Annotated in this window: 12 protein-coding genes and 1 pseudogene; 2 read left to right on the top strand and 11 right to left on the bottom strand. The window is 67.1% G+C overall.

The features are described from left to right. Positions 1–879 precede the first annotated feature (879 nt). The 4 genes from STRBO_RS0123360 to STRBO_RS0123345 form a co-directional block, all read right to left on the bottom strand. On the bottom strand, positions 880–1,668 hold the full coding sequence (locus STRBO_RS0123360) for an ATP-binding cassette domain-containing protein (protein ID WP_005476218.1): 789 nt from the start codon (positions 1,666–1,668) through the stop codon (positions 880–882). A 29-nt stretch (positions 1,669–1,697) separates the two neighbouring features. Further along, entirely contained in the window at positions 1,698–2,603 is a 906-nt protein-coding gene (locus STRBO_RS0123355; protein ID WP_005476217.1) for a sugar ABC transporter substrate-binding protein, read from the bottom strand. Between the two features lie 113 nt (positions 2,604–2,716). After that, positions 2,717–3,697, bottom strand: coding sequence for an ABC transporter permease (locus tag STRBO_RS0123350; protein WP_245170608.1), 981 nt, complete (start codon positions 3,695–3,697; stop codon positions 2,717–2,719). A 67-nt stretch (positions 3,698–3,764) separates the two neighbouring features. Next, positions 3,765–4,784, bottom strand: coding sequence for a Gfo/Idh/MocA family protein (locus STRBO_RS0123345; protein ID WP_078531376.1), 1,020 nt, complete (start codon positions 4,782–4,784; stop codon positions 3,765–3,767). A 305-nt stretch (positions 4,785–5,089) separates the two neighbouring features. Between STRBO_RS0123345 and STRBO_RS0123340 the strand changes: the two genes are divergently transcribed. Beyond that, the gene (locus STRBO_RS0123340; RefSeq protein ID WP_020114863.1) at positions 5,090–6,331 is read left to right on the top strand and encodes an ROK family protein; all 1,242 of its coding nucleotides are present in this window, start codon (positions 5,090–5,092) and stop codon (positions 6,329–6,331) included. Positions 6,332–6,996: 665 nt separating this feature from the next. Continuing rightward, positions 6,997–7,270, top strand: a pseudogene (locus STRBO_RS44815) (ISAzo13 family transposase); the annotation flags it as partial. Between the two features lie 45 nt (positions 7,271–7,315). Here the strand turns inward: STRBO_RS44815 and STRBO_RS40400 are convergent. The 7 genes from STRBO_RS40400 to nodB form a co-directional block, all read right to left on the bottom strand. Beyond that, positions 7,316–7,507, bottom strand: a complete 192-nt coding sequence (locus tag STRBO_RS40400; protein ID WP_020114861.1) for a WXG100 family type VII secretion target — start codon at positions 7,505–7,507, stop codon at positions 7,316–7,318. Between the two features lie 495 nt (positions 7,508–8,002). Next, positions 8,003–9,721 carry an acyl-CoA dehydrogenase family protein gene (locus STRBO_RS0123325; RefSeq protein ID WP_005476205.1) on the bottom strand — a complete coding sequence of 573 codons (1,719 nt, stop codon included), beginning with the start codon at positions 9,719–9,721 and terminating at the stop codon, positions 8,003–8,005. A 639-nt stretch (positions 9,722–10,360) separates the two neighbouring features. After that, complete coding sequence (locus tag STRBO_RS0123320; protein WP_005476203.1) at positions 10,361–10,930, bottom strand: NodA family N-acyltransferase; 570 nt, start codon at positions 10,928–10,930, stop codon at positions 10,361–10,363. Between the two features lie 70 nt (positions 10,931–11,000). Continuing rightward, positions 11,001–11,921 (bottom strand): ABC transporter permease, encoded by a 921-nt coding sequence (locus tag STRBO_RS0123315; protein ID WP_020114860.1) that lies wholly within the window; start codon positions 11,919–11,921, stop codon positions 11,001–11,003. Next, a complete protein-coding gene (locus STRBO_RS0123310) occupies positions 11,918–12,889 on the bottom strand; it encodes a daunorubicin resistance protein DrrA family ABC transporter ATP-binding protein (protein WP_005476199.1) in 972 nt (323 codons plus the stop codon). The genes STRBO_RS0123315 and STRBO_RS0123310 overlap by 4 nt, the downstream gene beginning before the upstream one ends. Beyond that, a complete protein-coding gene (gene nodC, locus STRBO_RS0123305) occupies positions 12,859–14,241 on the bottom strand; it encodes a chitooligosaccharide synthase NodC (RefSeq protein ID WP_037627508.1) in 1,383 nt (460 codons plus the stop codon). The genes STRBO_RS0123310 and nodC overlap by 31 nt, the downstream gene beginning before the upstream one ends. Then, positions 14,241–15,374, bottom strand: coding sequence for a chitooligosaccharide deacetylase NodB (gene nodB, locus STRBO_RS0123300; protein ID WP_005476195.1), 1,134 nt, complete (start codon positions 15,372–15,374; stop codon positions 14,241–14,243). Before nodB ends, nodC begins: the two co-directional genes overlap by 1 nt. Positions 15,375–15,407: the final 33 nt, after the last annotated feature.

Below are 15,407 nucleotides of genomic sequence, written 5' to 3'. Positions count from 1 at the left end.
GGTCAGCCGGGCCGGGTGACGACCACGGTGCGCAGGGCGGTGAGGAAGTACAGGATGCGGACGCCTTCGATGTTCGAGGTGCACTGACGCAGTTGGGGTGCGGTGGTCCCGGGCGGGGTGTCGGCGTCGAGGTCGACGAAGGGGACGCCCAGGCGCGGCTCAGGCCTTGGAGCTCGGCCTCGCTGATGGTCGGTGAATGGGGTGCGGTGGTGCGCAGCGGCTCGGCTGTTCCCCGGAGCCAGTTTCTTCGCTGCGCCGGCTTCTGCCCGGCGCTTGAGGCACGGAGGCCCCGCCGACGCGCAACCGGTAGCCGGTGCGCCCCGAGCCGCTGAGGCGCACCAGCCCGTGCCTGCCGTTTCCTCCTCTTACCTTGTCTGGGAGTGGCGCGGGGGTCTGCTGAGGTGATGTCGGCCTTCCGTCCATGTCACAAAGGACCGGTGAACTTGGTAGTGGGTGAGGTTGCCAGTTGGGGTTGTGGGCGGAATTGTCGTCCTGGTCGGGGGCAGGGATGTCGCACCGTGACGTCGGTCGGGCCCCTGTGGCCGGGATCGTGGCCAAGGGTGGCTACTGGCCTGAGCAGTACGCGGGGAGGAAAGCGTCGCAGTGTGCGGCCACCGGGCAGATGCACCTGATCATCGCGCCGGGGGTGCGGATCGAGCAGTCGTCCCGGCGCTGGCCGGCGAAGTGCGCGAACTCGGGGGCGCTTCCGGCGGCGGAAGCCGTCCATCGTTCCCCGGATTCCGACCTGAAGTCCTGTCCTTCGAGCCCTTCTTGGCCACTCAAAGCCCCGCGTAGCCGGTCATCTCGAAGCGGATGCTTCTGCCCCTGTACGCCTTCGATAGCGGTGCGGCGTCGACCGGGGAGCTTGGCTCCCGGCTGTCATGCGCCGAGACCTACGCCGGTGGTGATGTAGTGGACCACTTCCTGGGTGTTTGTGTTCTCGGCCCGCAGATCGGCGATCATGTGCCCGCCTCGCAGCACCCACACGAAGTCGGACACCTGCATGACCTGCTCGATGTTGTGGCTGATCAACACGACCGCCAGACCGCGATCGGCGAGGGACCTGACGACGTCCAGCACCCGCCCGGTTTCCTTCACGCCCAGTGCGGCGGTGGGCTCGTCCATCAGCACGACCTCGCTGCCCCAGCCGACGGCCCTGGCGATGGCGATGCCCTGCCGCTGGCCGCCCGACATGGCGCCCACCTTCGCCTTGATGTTGGGCATGCGGATCCCGTACTCGTCGATCAGTTCTGCGGCCCTGGCTTCCATGGGCCTCTTCCGCAGGCGGAACAGTGAGCGGGGGCCGCCGGACAGTTCCCGGCCAAGGAAGAGATTCGCCGCGACGTCCAGGTTGTCGGCCAGGGCAAGGTTCTGGTGGACCGTCTCGATGCCCGCAAGCCGTGCGTCGTTGGGGCCGGAGAAGGTCACCGGCGCCCCGTTGACGAATAGCCCTCCTTCATCGGGTGAGTGCACACCGGACAGGCACCGGATCAAGGTGGACTTGCCTGCGCCGTTGTCTCCGACCAAGGCGGTCACCTCTCCTGCCCGGGCTGAGAAGCTCACGTTGTCCAGTGCCACCACACCACCGAAGCGCTTGATGATCCCTTGTGCCGAGACCGCGGGGGCCGGCCCCGTCTCGCCACCAGGGTGCTGTTCGAGTTTCTGCATGGCTGCCCTCCTTTGCGGGTCGTCGCTCCTCACTTGGCGGCAGGACAGGACGAGATGGGATACCCGGCGGTCTTCACCGCGGCCTTGATGTTGTCCGCGTTGACCGGCACGGCCGGGAAGAGGACCTCCTTCTGCACGGGCTTGCCCGTGTGGATCTTGGCGGCGATGTCCATGACGATCTCGGCCTCCTTGACGGGGAAAGTCGCGAGGGACTGGGTATAGGTGCCGTTGCAGACGGCCTGGAGCCCGGCCTGGGTACCGTCGATGCCGATCACGACTTTGGTCTTGGGGTCGATGCCGGCGGAAGTGAAGGCGCGGATGGCGCCGAGGGCGATGTCGTCGTTGCCGCCGAAGACGGCGTCGACGTCACGGTGCACCTGCAGGACGTCGGTCATCTTCTGCTCGGCGTCCCGCTGGGTGAAGTCCGTCTGCGGGCTGGCGACGACCGTGATGCCGGGATACTTCTTCAGCTCGTTCGTGCAGCCGGTGGACCGTTCCTTCGCGGCGAGGATGTCCAGCGGTCCGGTCAGGTTGACGACCTTGCCCTTGCCGCCCAGACGCGTGGCGACCGCGGCGCAGGCGTTGGCCCCGTCCTTGATGCTGTCGAGGTAGACAAGACTCTTGTAGTTGCCGCCCGCGGGCTTGCGGATCAGCATGACCACCGGGATTCCGGCGCTGTTCGCGCTCTTGATCCCGGGTACCACCGCGTTCGGGTCGATCGCGTCGATCACCAGAAGGTTGACCTTGCGGGAGATGAGGTTCTCGATGTCGGTGAGCTGGGTGGCCGGATTGTTTGATGCCTGGGTGGCGACGTAGCTGTAGCCGTTCTTCGCAGCCAGTGCCTTCTCCACCTTGCGCTCGTCGGCGAAGTACGGGCTGGAGAGGTCCTGGTAGCTGTGACCGATGATGAGTTGCTTGTCGGAGGTGTCCTTCACCGACGAGCTTCCCGGGCCCGTTGCGCTGCAGGCCGCCGCGGCCACGCACATCGAAACGGTCAGTCCTGCGAAAGGCAGCCGCGTGGTACGGCGCTGGGACATCGAATTCATGGTCATGCCTCTTTCTTGCGCATTTTGGCCAGGACGTCCCCCGAGAGGAGAACGGCGAGCAGCACAGCGACGCCGGTGGCGAAGTTCTGCCAGAAGCCGGACACGCCCACGAGGGTGAGCCCGTTTTGGAGCATGGTCAGGACAAGCACGCCGAGCAGGGTGTCCGGCAGGTTTCCCTTGCCTCCGAACAGGCTGCATCCGCCGACGATCACGGCGGCGATGACCTGCAGTTCCAGGCCGGTGCCGGTGAGCGGACTGGCGGTGGCCAGCCTGCCGACAAAGAGCAGTGCCGCCAGCCCTGCGAGGGCTCCGCTGAGTGCGTAGACGGCGAGCGTCACCCGCCGGACCGGGATACCGGCCAGACGTGCCGCCTCGGGATTGCCCCCGATCGCGTAGACGTGCCGGCCGAAGACGCTTTGGGACAGGACCCAGTGGCCGCACAGGAGAATCACTGCGAAGACCACCACCGGGACCGGCACCGGGCCGATGTAGCCGGATCCCAGCATGAGAACCGCGGAGTTGGTCACCGACAGAGGCCCGCCGTCGTTCCACAGCTGCGCGCCGGCGAGGTAGACCTGCATCAGGCTGAGCGTGGCGATGAAGGCCGGCACGTGAAGCCGTGACACCAGGTAGCCGCTGAACAGTCCCGACACGGCGCCGAAGCCGAGTGCCACGGCGAGGGCGGCGAGGAGGCTGTCGGCCCCGATCAGTGTCGAGGCGATCAGCATGCCCGTGAAGCTCACCAGGCTGCCGACCGAGAGGTCGATCCCGGCTATGAGGATCACGTAGGTCATACCGACCGCCATGATCCCGATGGTCGACGCCTGTCTGGCGATGTTGAGGAGGTTGTTGAGGGTCAGGAAGGCCGGGCTCTGCAGCGTCCAGAAGAGGACCTCGCCCGTGAAGACGGCCACGAGGGCGTAGTCGCGGTAACGGTTGCCCTGCTTGGCCACGGCACCGCGCAGGCTTGGGCGCTCTGCCACAGCAGTCACATTCGGTGTCATGTCTATCCTCGTTCTCGCAGGATGTCCCTTGCGGATCGGCCGGCGGTCAACCGGCCGGCCTCCGGTTGATCGATGTGACCTCGCCGGTGCGCAGGGACTCCAGGACGGCCAGGACGATGTCGGTGACCAGAGCTCCCTGGTCGAGGCCGGGGCCGACGGGCTCACCGGCATTGAGCCTGGTGACGAAGGACTGCACCATCCAGGTGGGCGGGCCTTGCAGGCGCCCGTCGATCTCGCCGCCGAGCAGGCCGGGCCACTTGTATGCCTCGCCCGCGTGGCGAATGCCGTGGTCCTGGAGGTCAACATCGACGGCGGATTTGGTTCCCACGATCTTGTACTGGAAATCCACGACCGACGGCGAAGAGTCGGGCAGCACCCAGGTGGAGGTCAGGTTCGCCGTGGTGCCGTCGTCGAAGCTCAGCAGCGCATGGATGACATCCCAGGTGTCCACGCCCAGCTCCGCCAGACGACCGCGCGAGCCGCCCGCGAACACCGATGTCACGCGCTTGTCCGCCACCCAGACCGCTGCATCGACGGTGTGACTCATCAAGAACCATGCCGGCGAGGACTTCGCCGCCCACGGAATCATCGTGGTCGGCACATAGTAGGTGTTGCTGAGCAGGATGTTCTGCGTCAGCACATCTCCCAGTTCGCCGGAGGCCGACAAGTCGTGGATCCGGCGGATGGCCGGATTCCACCGGTTCTCGAATCCGACCATGCACTGCACCCCGGCCCGCTGCACCGCATCGCTGATCGCCGCGCAGTCCTCGGCAGTCGTGGCCAATGGCTTCTCGATCAGCAGGTGCGCGCCGCTGGCCGCAGCGTCCACAGCGACCTCACGGTGGGCGAAATCGGGCGTCGCCACGATCACCGCATCCAACCCTGCCCGCTCGAGCATCGTGCGGTGATCGATGAAGGATACGAGGCCGAACTCGTCCGCCACCTTCTGCGCGGCCTGAGGGTTCAGGTCGCAGACGGCACGGACGCGCACGTCCGGGAAACCGTCCAGCGACTGCGCGTACATGTGCCCGCGAATCCCCCCGCCGACAATGCCGACGTTCAACATCAAGACCTCCTGTGCACCAGCGAAGTTGGAGACTGCGGCGGGGAAGGGGCTCACTGCTCGATGTGACCTGCGTCATCCCCGCCGAGGTTTGTACAGTCTCGATACGAACCTAGAAGGTTGTCAAGGGCCGACCTCGACGAGCACAAGGGTGCACATCGCCGAACAAAGCCCCAATAATCGGCGCCTCGTCGAACCGCGTGGAGTCAAGCCGGCCACGTCGAGCACCCACACGGGACAGAGGTTTGTATGTGATCTATACTGGGTTGCCAGAAACGGCCTACCGGAATCGAACCGATGGAGCAGCCTTGACGTCCGTCCACGATCGCCAGGACTCCCGCGCCCGTGCGGTGCCGCCCCGGCGCGAGCGCGCGGCCACCCCGCTGATCTCCCCGAGCCTGGCCCACCAGGTCAACCGCTCCCGGGTGCTGCAGTCCCTCTACGACATCGGCCCACTGTCCCGCTCGGATCTGGCCCGGCTCACGAGCACGACCCGGGCCACGATCGGCACGATCGTCCAGCCGATGATCGACAGCGGCATCCTCGTCGAGGGGGATCCACGGTCCAGCGGTGTGACCGGCGGCAAGCCCGCCCGCCCCCTGTGGTTCTCGCCCTCCGGGCCGCCCATCGCCGCCGTCCACCTCATGCCCGGACAAGTCGACGCCGCCCTGGTCAGCACGGCGGGAGACGTACTGTCGACATCAGCCGGCACGTTCCGTCCGGACACCGAGGACGCCGATGCCGTCATCGACTGTGTCGTGGACTGCCTGAACAGCGTGCTACCGGCACAGGGCGCACCGCCTCTGGGCGTTGGCGTCGCGGTCGGCGGCATGGTCAACACCGACACCGGCACGATCATCAAAGCCAACCTGGCCCCCGTGCTCAGCGGATTGCCCCTGGGACCGTTGGTGTCCGAAAGAATCGGCCTGCCGGTCTACCTCGATCACCACCCCCGCGCTCAGGCACTGGGCGACCGCTGGTTCGGGCAGGCTCGCGGCGTCCAGTCGTTCGCCTCGCTCTACCTCGCCGACGTACTGGGCGTGGGACTCGTGATCGACGGCGCCGTACAGCGCGGCCAAGCCGGAGCCGGCGGCGAGATCGGGCACACCGTCGTCCAAATGGACGGCCGCAACTGCCCCTGCGGCCAGCAAGGATGCTGGGAGACCATCGCCACCGACGCATGGCTGCGCGACGAAGCCGCAGCCCTGGGCCTGCCCGCCGCCCAGACCATGACCACCGGGTCACTCGCCCGCCTGGCCGCCCGCCAGCACACCGGCGCCGACGACCTGCTCGACCGATTCGCCCACAACATCTCGCTGGGAATCGTCAACCTCCAACAGATCCTGGCACCTGGCCTGTTCATCCTGCATGGTCATGCCATCGCCGGAGGCGACACCTTCCGCCGCAAGATCGAAGACCATGTGCAATCACGAGTTCTGCAACACGCGGCCGGTCCCCCGCGGATCGTCCTCGCCGAGGCCAACGATCACGCCACGGTGCTCGGCGCCGCCGGACTCGTCATCTCTCACAAGCTCAAGCTCATCGCGTGACCCGAACGAGGCCGGCCCGCGGGGCCCGTCCGAGCAGACGGCCCATCAGGAGGGACAGGAGAGGCTCAGCGTCGCTCACGCCTGTGATCCGCGTCCATACGCGGCTGGCACCGGCGCGGGAGGGGCCCGCTCGTAGGTGTCTGTGTGTCGATCGCCAACTCGACACCGTCCCGGCCCTCTCGGGGACAGCGCCGTCCTCCGTCAGCCGGAAGGGACCGGGACTCAGGCGGCAGTGCCCCGACCGCCCGCTCGTAGGTGTCGGTGCTGGTATCGATCGTCAACCGCACACCATCCTCGACTGCCCCGAAGCCCTCCACCAAGCCCTCAGCGTCTGACCTCAGCGCCCTCAACGGCTGCGCTGACCGACCGGCTCAGTGCTGACAGTGATCACGCTGGGACGGGTGGCGGGAACCGAGCCGGCGCCAGTGACCGTGCACGATGCCTTCAGCCTCGCGCACCGCCCGCTGAGTGCATGCCAGGTCCATCGACAGGCCCTGCCCAGCCGGTGCACCCGGCGCAGCCCGTGCCCCGACCATCCCCCAGCGCCGTCCGGCGCGAGGCACAGCGGGATACGCCCACAGTGCGCGGCCTGCCACGTCGGCCCGCCAGGCACCATCGCGCCGGCAGTACCGTCGCCACCACCGACAACGCGCTGGCGGCATAGACCTCATGACCGGCCCGACGGCGGTCCCGGCGACGGCGGGCGGCTCTCTGTCTCCGACGAGCTTGTCGACTTCCTCCTCAAGAAGGGCTGATCCATCACGAACGCCGTTCTCGCCGAGGTGGACCAGCCTGGCCAAGAGCAGAATCGGCGCGAGCCTCCATGAGGTCGCCCCCGTGCTCACCGCGCTCGGGGACAAGGTCCCCGCCGGCACCCTCACTGTGACCACGGCACCACAACTCGCCGCGATCGCCGTGCACGGCCCCACCCTCCCGTAATCCCCACCAGGATCGACGATTTACCGATCGGCAGCCCCAGGGCCGTCACCCAGCACGGAATTGCGCAGCAGAGTCACCCTGCTTTCCCATCGAGTCGTCGCCCCAGCAGTCGCCGAGTTCGGCGAGGCGCGACTGCAGTCGGGAGACGACCTGCCTCATCAGGTCGGAGTATGCCCCCACACTGGGTGCGGTCTTCGCCAGACTGCCGGGGTCCGCCGCGAAGTGACTGGAAGTCATTGCAACCTCTTTCTCACATCAGTTCAGGGAGAGAATTCGGGGTCCGGGGAGTGGACCGCCGGCGCCTCGACCGGGACGGCCGTTGGTCTCGGCCGCGACCGCCGTGGGCGGCGTCTCGGGAAGCATCCGCCGAGATCGGCCCGGCGCCGCGCCCCAAGCCCTACCGAGCCCGCGACACCGTCGTAGCATCCGGTCGCGCAGCCACATCGCATCGTCACACCGCCTTGACCTACGCACTCCGAGCCACCGGGACGTTGCAATCGCCCTGTCTCGACACCCCGTCGACCGCTGGTGCCTGAGATCGCCGCGTACATCGACACCGGTCACAACAACACCAAGATCGAGGGCATCTATTGTGACGCGCTGGACGCGCCGACACCTCCGCACCGCTCAACTGCTAGGACCCACTGGCTCGACGGCGCGTACGCCGTCGTCCGTCACCCGGGAGCTGTGGAAGAAGATGTGCGCTTTGGTGAGGCCCCATCATGTCCGGCGTCACTCCAGCACGGCGTCGAGCGAGAAGTAACGTTTCTCGGCGCGGCAGCGCTCGATGACAGCCTCGAACCGGGGCAGATGGTGCTCCTGCTCGTCCAGGAGCACAGCGGGGTCGAGCCGCTGCAGCAGCCGCCGCAGCACCAGGATCAGCCAACCGATGTCCGGTTCGGCCTGTTGGTTGTGCAGCCAGACCTGCACGCACGAGGCAGCCGCATGGTGCACACAGTGCTCGGCCGCCGCCCGGGAGCCGATGACCGAGCGGGCGTCCACGCCGCGCTCGGACAGTCCGTCGTACAGCGCGGAGCGCCGCCGGTCCAGCGCGGCCGTCACCTCCGCGAGATCAGCGGCCTGCTGCGGCGTGCAGCGTGTCGCGGCAAGTCCGGCCAGCTCGGTGAGTGCGCCGCGCCAGGACCGGGTGATCTCGTCCTGCCCGCGCGTCGTCAGCCCGAGTTCGTCACCGTCCGGCACCCACAGGGGGGCCTCACGGGAGAGGTCGAACAGCTCGCTCAGCACCTGTTCCGATCCGGGGGCGGGACTGTCGTACACCTTGGCCAGTGTCGTCAACTGGGTGGCGATGAGATGGAGCATGACGTGCGTGGTGCCTTCGAAGATCGTGGTGATGGGGTGGTCCCGGCGGATCTTCTGGAAGGCACCGGAGGCGACGAGCTCCCGCAGATAACTCCGGGCGCCGAGCACCTTGGCCACGTGCTCGAGTACCTCCTCCCCGATCACCGGCACGAGGTACTTCACGACCGACGACCACAGGGCCATGCGCGCCGGTACGACACTGAATGCCCGCGCCGCCGGAATCGCCGTGCACTCGGCCACCAGCAAGTCCAGGTGTGCGCCGACGAGGTGTTCGCGCACCACCGGGATCCGGAGGATCGGCCGGCCGTACAGCTCACGCTGGTGCGCGTAGTCGAGCCCGATCCGCAGGGCCGCGTCCATCGCGCCCATGGAAATCCCGCCGATCATGGTCCGGGTGATCTGCATACAGCGGAGCATGTCGCGGACGCCGCGGCCGGGCTGGCCGATGACGGCGTCGGCGGGGACGGGTGTGCCGTGGAGGGCGATACCGCTCAGGTCGTGGCCGCGCATCCCGACCGTGCGCACTGCCGACTTGGGCGTCCAGGAGCCGGGCGGCAGGTCCTCCTTGTCCGCCAGCAGCACCACCGGGCCGCTGGGACCGCGGACCAGTAGGGTGACGAAGCGTCCCTGCGTGGCGTTGCCCACCGGCCACTTCTCGCCGTCGACGATGTAGTGGTCGCCGTCCAGGCGGGCGGTGGTGGCGGTAGCCATCAAGTCACTGCCGACGTCCGCCTCGGAGACGCCGAAGCACGCCGCGTCACCGGCCAGCACGCCCTCGGCCACGAGCTTGGTCTGCGCGGGGGTGCCCCACAGCCACACCGGGCCAGTGCCCAGCCAGGACGAGCCGTACTTCACCGCCATCGTCAGGTTGCGGCGCGCCACCGAGCGGATCAGTGCCTGCGCCGCCTCCCCGCTGAGCAGCCTGCCGCCCACGGACTGCGGGACAAGACAGCTTGTCAGCCCCCATTCGTGCAGGGCCTCGACGGCTCCGGGCGGTAGCGCGTCACGCTCCTCGTGGGCGACGGTCTCGGCGAAGGAGAAGGGACCGGAGGGGGCGAGCGGATCTCCCAGCAGCCCTTCCAGATCGGCGATCAGCCGCCTGGTTGGACGAGGGGCGCAATTCTGTTCCATTTAGTCAATTCCTTCGCAAGATTTCGGAATTCGTCACCGCGACATCGCGGTCCAGTGTCGCGGAATACCCGTCACGCCCGCAGGCACGCGACTGTAAATTCGTTATGTCCCCGGTTGCCGAGAGGTATCTGGGCTCCGAGTTCCGAGGTGATCGAAAGCAGGCCGAGCGACATGGCGGGAAAACTAGGGATTACCACTCAAAGAGGCAATAATATATGTCGGCGTCAACTGCACGAGAATTCCCTGGAAATACCTCCTGCACGGCTTCCCCACCATGGCACCGCGTACGCCTACTACGCGGCAGGCGCGGCGACGGATTATTCGCCCGCCCGCTACGGCAACCGAATCCACCGTTGACCGAGAGTGCGGCCATCATCTGAGTCCGGTTGTGTCGAGCAGTACCGGCAGCAACTGCCGGAAACCTAGGACGTTGTGACAACGGATCCTGACCGGAAACCGATATAGGCGATCACTCGCGAGTGAGTGACGCTTTCCTTTCGTCCAGGAGTGCCGGCTGTGAGTCGCCAACAGCCTGGTCGTGGGTAGGTTCCGTACGGACGTCTCTCTCATCGATACGCTCAGGAATCTCAAGGGATCACTCGCCCGGAGACTTCGGGGGGATCTCAACCTGAAGGCGCGTCAGAGGGGAGGACCGTTACGGTCGATGAGTTTCCCGGGGGGCCATTCTTCCACAGGCTGCATGATGGGATCGATGTAGACGAAGTGGTCCTCGATAACCATCTCGGCAGGGTCCCACTGGCTGGTGGCTCGTACCTGGACATCAGGCAGGATGGTCGCGTTGGCCCTCAGAACCAATCTACGCAACTCCTCTCGCATGGCTCCGAACGCGAACGGGACCTTCAGCTCCATCACCGCCGAGCGAACCGCGACCAACAAATCATAACTGACTCTCGATCGCTGGAGATCCGGCCGCACCCCGAGCAAGCCACAGTCGGCGACGAGCTGGTCCACTGTTCCTACTCTGAGGAATCGGCGCAGTACGCCGGTGTGCGCCGCCACCCCCTTGTCGTCGTACCCGATGATTCTGAATTCTGGCCTCGCTCCTCCCAGAGCGAAGCTGCGGTTGCCCTCGAAGGCCCACGCATTGACCTCTCCATACAGGGTTCGGAAGTACTCGGCGAGTTCTGCGTGGTCACTCGGCTTGAGCTCATGCTCCCAGTACGTCTTCCACTGAACCTGTGACTTCATGAGTCGTTCTCCGCTCGTTGCTTCAGCGCCTTAACGGGCACGGACTGTCCCGATTCTCGCGGCTGCGGTGTCATGGGGCGGTGTGGCGAAGGAATTTTTTGACGGCTATCGGGGCGGTGACCAAAATGATCACCAGCGACCAGGAGAGCGACACCATGACGGGATGCTCGGTAGGCCAAATGCCCTCGGCGCCGGGCGCCGCGGGATTTCCGAACAATTGGCGGCTGGCTGTGGTGACGGCGGACATCGGGTTCCATTCGGCGACAGGCTGCAGCCAGCCCGGCATGCTGTCCACGGGGACGAGCGCATTCGATACATACATGATCGGAAGGAGCCAGACCGTTGCCGCACCTGCGGCGGCTTGGGGGCTGCTGACCGACACACCGATCAGGGCTCCGAGCCAGCCCATCGCCAGCCCGAACAACAGCAGCACGAAAAAGGCGGCGAACAGGCCGCCGGCCCCGTTGTGCGTCCGCCACCCCGCGGCGAAGCCGCAGACCGCCGTGACGACCACCGTGATGAGCGACCTCACCAGACTGGCATTGGTGCAACTCGCCAGGATACTGAGTCGGGACACCGGGAGCGTACGGAGCCGGTCGATCATCTTCTCCGACAGTTCGTACGCGACCGCGGTGGCGGTGACAATGGCGGTGGTCACGACCGTCTGGGCCAGCAGGCCGGAGATGGCGTAGTCGGCGTAACGGGTACCGGGGGGAAGCTTGACCGCGTTGCCGAGTACGTAGGTCAGCATGAGGGTGAAGACGGCCGGCTGGACGATGCCGTAGACAAGCTGATCTGTCTCGCGGCGCATGCGCATGAGCAGGCGCACGGTCAGCATGTGCACGTCGATGAGGAATTCGACCGGCGGGCTTTTCGGGCGTTTCCTCTTTCGGCGCGGCGTGGCGGGTGAGGCTCGGTCGGTACGGACTATGACGGCCTGATCGCCGCTCGGCGTTTCCACGAGGTACTCGGGGAGCGGGTGCTGAGTCATCGGACCACGTCCTCTCCATGACGAGGGGCCTCGGCCGGACGGCCCGTGAGTTGGAGGAAGACATCGTCCAGGGTCGGTCGGCGCAGCTCGACGTCATCCAGTTCGATTCCTGCGGCGTCCATGTCGCGCATCAGCCGAGTGAGCAGGCCCCGTTCATGTGGCGCCATGGCCCATATCCGTCGTTCCGACCACACGACGACGGGGGGGGATGTCGAAAAGCGGGAGACAACGGTCCTGGCCTTGGGCACGAGTTCGAGGCTGCTCGCGACGATCTCGATGCGGTCGTCGCTGGTTCGGGTCTTGAGCTCCTCCACGGTGCCCTCGGCCAGGAGGCGGCCCCGGTCGATCACGGCGACGCGGTCGGCGAGCCGGTCCGCTTCCTCCAGGTACTGAGTGGTGAGCAGCAAGGTCGTTCCGCCGTCGACCAGTTCCCTCACGATGTCCCAGGTGGCGGTACGGCTGCGCGGATCGAGTCCGGTCGTGGGTTCGTCCAGGAAGAGGATCTCGGGCCTGCTGACCAGACTGACGGCGAGGTCGAGACGGCGTCTGGTCCCTCCCGAGTAGGTCCGGGCGAGTCGCCCGGCCACTTCCGTCAGATCGAAGATCTCGAGCAGTTGCCGGGCCCGGTCACGTGCTTGCCGTCGGCTCAGGCGACCTATCCGGCCGAACCACTCGAGGTTCTGCGTGCCGGTCAGCAGGGGATCCACCGCGGTTTCCTGGCCGGAGACGCCGATGCGGCGACGCACCTGCCAGGGCTCGCGGGCGACATCGAATCCCCCCACCCAGGCCATGCCGTCGTCGGGTCTGGCCAGTGTGGTAAGGATCTTGACGGCAGTGGTCTTGCCGGCCCCGTTCGGGCCCAGCAGCCCGAGTACGCTCCCGGTCGGCACGTCCAGGCTCACGCCCTCCAGGGCGTGGACCGAGCCGTAGCTCTTGGTCAGATTTTCCATGCGGATTCCGCTGTCCATTCAGCCCTGCCCCTCTCGCTCGCTTCGTCACCCGGCTGCGCACTTGCCTGGCGTGGGATGCCAGGGCGGACTGCGGGAAACGGACCGGTGACCGCCCGCGCCGGTGGCGGGGTGCCTGGCAGGTCATTGCCGTGCCCGCGGGGAGCGATGGCGGGGAGGATGCGTGAGCCCCAACTGGCGTCGCTCAGGGTGCACAGCGCATAGGCCTTGAGCGGGAGCAGCAGGAAGATGTTGAGGGCTGTGTGGAGCGCGTAGCCGAAGAACCTCGCCTCTCGGCTGCGCCAGAGCGCGAACGCGCAGTTGCTCGTGGTCGCCGCGGTGATCGCGAGTATCGGTGCCCATGGAACCGTCGCCGTGGCGATCTGCGCGCATCCGGTCAGTACGGTCAGGACGAGCAGCAGGGGTACGAGGTTCTGACCCGCCACGTCGAGCAGCAGGTAGCGGCCGAGGCGGGGCAGCAGGCGCCCGGCCAGCGCCGTGTCGCGGAAGGTGCTGCGCGCCCACCGGAGTTGTTGGCGCGCGTAGGGCCGTAGACGCTCGGGTACCAGCGTCGCCGCCCTCGCGTCGGGTACGTACTCGGTGCGCAGGCCCTCCTTGAGCAGGAGGACCGTCAGATGACGGTCCTCACCGAAGTCACTCGGCTGTCCCCGGAAGTACTGGGTCTCGTACTGGTCGAGCACTTTGAGGAGAGCCGAGCGCCGGTAGACCGCGCACGGCCCGCAACAGCACATGACGGCGCCGAACTCGGACTGGGCCGCCCGCTCACCGTTGCAGGCCATCCAGTACTCCATGTCGACCAGCCGGGTCAGCCAGGTGGCGTGCCGGTTGCGGGCCACCATCTGGCCCATGGCTCCGCCGACGGCCGGATCGGCCATCTTCGCGGCCAGCTTTCGCACGACACCGGGTTCGATCGTGGTGTCCGAGTCGATGTTGACCACCAGCTCACCGCCTGACCGGCGGATCGCCTCGACCTGTGCCTTGCGTTTGCCCACGTTGTGCGGAAGCGGCACGAACGTGAACCGCGGGTCGTCGGCATGGGCGGCATGCACAGGCTCCAGACGGGAGCGGTTGTCCGAGCCGTCGTCGACGAGGTAGACCCGCAGCTGCCCTTCGTAGTCCTGCGCCAGCACCGAGCGCAGGCACTCCGCCAGCAGCAGTGGGTCCTCGTTGTAACAGGGGATGATCACGTCCACACTGGGCAGCGCGCCCATGGGGTCCACGGGAGTGGGGCTGTGGCGGTCGGCACGCCAGACGTACCGCGCCTGCACGGCCTGATAGACGACCACGAGGACCGCATAGGCCACGGAGACGGTCAACGCGGCAGTGGACAGGATGCTGGTCACTGCCGCCATCATCGGACCCCGGGCATGTCGGCGGACAGCTCGGCTGCCGACGCGGCGGACGGCAGCGGAAGCGTCCGGAAGACGAATCCGCGGTCTCGCAGCGCCGGGATCAGGCGGCGGAGCGCGGCGACCGTCTGTTCCCGCAGGTGGGTGCGGTCACCTCTCGGCAGTTCGTCCGGCGGGCATCCGTCATGCAGGAGGATGACTCCGCCCGGCCGGATGTGGGTCAGTACCGTCTCGACGATGGCGTCCACTCCAGGGCGCGACCAGTCGCGCGGGTCCACCGTCCAGTCGAGGGGCGCCAGTCCGAGTGCTGCCGCCGCGGCGCGGGCCTCGCCGGTCCAGACCCCGTACGGCGCTCGCAGATGACGCAGTGGCGTCTGCGGGGAGATGGCGGTGATGACGTCGCTCGCCCTCGAGATCTCCTGCTGGATCTCCTCGGGGGCGCAGTGGGACAGATCCCTGTGTGTCATGGTGTGGCTGGCCAGGCCGTGGCCTTCCGCCACGATTCTGCGGATCAACTCCGGATGACCTGCGGCATACTCACCGATCACGCAGAACGTGGCGAGCGCACGGTGCTCGGCGAGCACATCGAGAATCTGCGGCGTACAGAACAGATTGGGGCCGTCGTCGAACGTCAGGTAGATGCACCGGTCGCCGTCGTCCGCGCCGCGCACCTCGCAGGCGCTGGATGACGGGCGGTCGGTCGGGCCGTCCTGAGGCCCGGCTGTCGTGACGGTGTCCATCACCACGGTCCTTTCCTGGGGTCTATATATGGCTGCCGGGGATCCGGCTGCTCTCACGGAGCGGGTCGCACACAAGAACGGCCGCAGGCTGCAGGGGTCCCCGTCCTCCTGCGCGATCCACCGGCTCACCCACTCGCCCCCGGGACCGTCCTGCCCGAAGTGGGTGTCTACGCTGGAACGATGGGTGGGCAGGCTGTCCTCGGTGGCCGACGCCCTGCGGAGTGCGGCGCGCATCTTGGGACTGCCCGACGACTGGTGCGGCTTCCACGGCCGGCCGATGAAATCGACGCCGGGCACGTATGCGGCCCGGCCCCCATCGATGACAGCGAGCCGGGAGTGGTTGTCGGAGGCGTCGGTGCCGACGGGCTTGAGTTTTCGGGCGACATTCTGGTTCACGGGACAACTCCCAACAGGGGCAGCAGGGCGGAC

It is taken from the genome of Streptomyces bottropensis ATCC 25435 (genome assembly GCF_000383595.1).
Lineage (GTDB): Bacteria > Actinomycetota > Actinomycetes > Streptomycetales > Streptomycetaceae > Streptomyces > Streptomyces bottropensis.
The sequence above is the reverse complement of the archived record's forward strand: the minus strand, read 5'-3'. Positions and strand labels throughout refer to the sequence as shown.

Bases quoted from the DNA above. Each gene is read 5' to 3' on its own strand.
- nodC (WP_037627508.1), bottom strand. From the start codon at position 14,241: ATGGCGGCAGTGACCAGCATCCTGTCCACTGCCGCGTTGACCGTCTCC.
- STRBO_RS0123315 (WP_020114860.1), bottom strand. From the start codon at position 11,921: ATGACTCAGCACCCGCTCCCCGAGTACCTCGTGGAAACGCCGAGCGGC.
- STRBO_RS40400 (WP_020114861.1), bottom strand. From the start codon at position 7,507: ATGACTTCCAGTCACTTCGCGGCGGACCCCGGCAGTCTGGCGAAGACC.
- STRBO_RS0123310 (WP_005476199.1), bottom strand. From the start codon at position 12,889: ATGGACAGCGGAATCCGCATGGAAAATCTGACCAAGAGCTACGGCTCG.
- STRBO_RS0123325 (WP_005476205.1), bottom strand. From the start codon at position 9,721: ATGGAACAGAATTGCGCCCCTCGTCCAACCAGGCGGCTGATCGCCGAT.
- STRBO_RS0123345 (WP_078531376.1), bottom strand. From the start codon at position 4,784: ATGTTGAACGTCGGCATTGTCGGCGGGGGGATTCGCGGGCACATGTAC.
- STRBO_RS0123320 (WP_005476203.1), bottom strand. From the start codon at position 10,930: ATGAAGTCACAGGTTCAGTGGAAGACGTACTGGGAGCATGAGCTCAAG.
- STRBO_RS0123360 (WP_005476218.1), bottom strand. From the start codon at position 1,668: ATGCAGAAACTCGAACAGCACCCTGGTGGCGAGACGGGGCCGGCCCCC.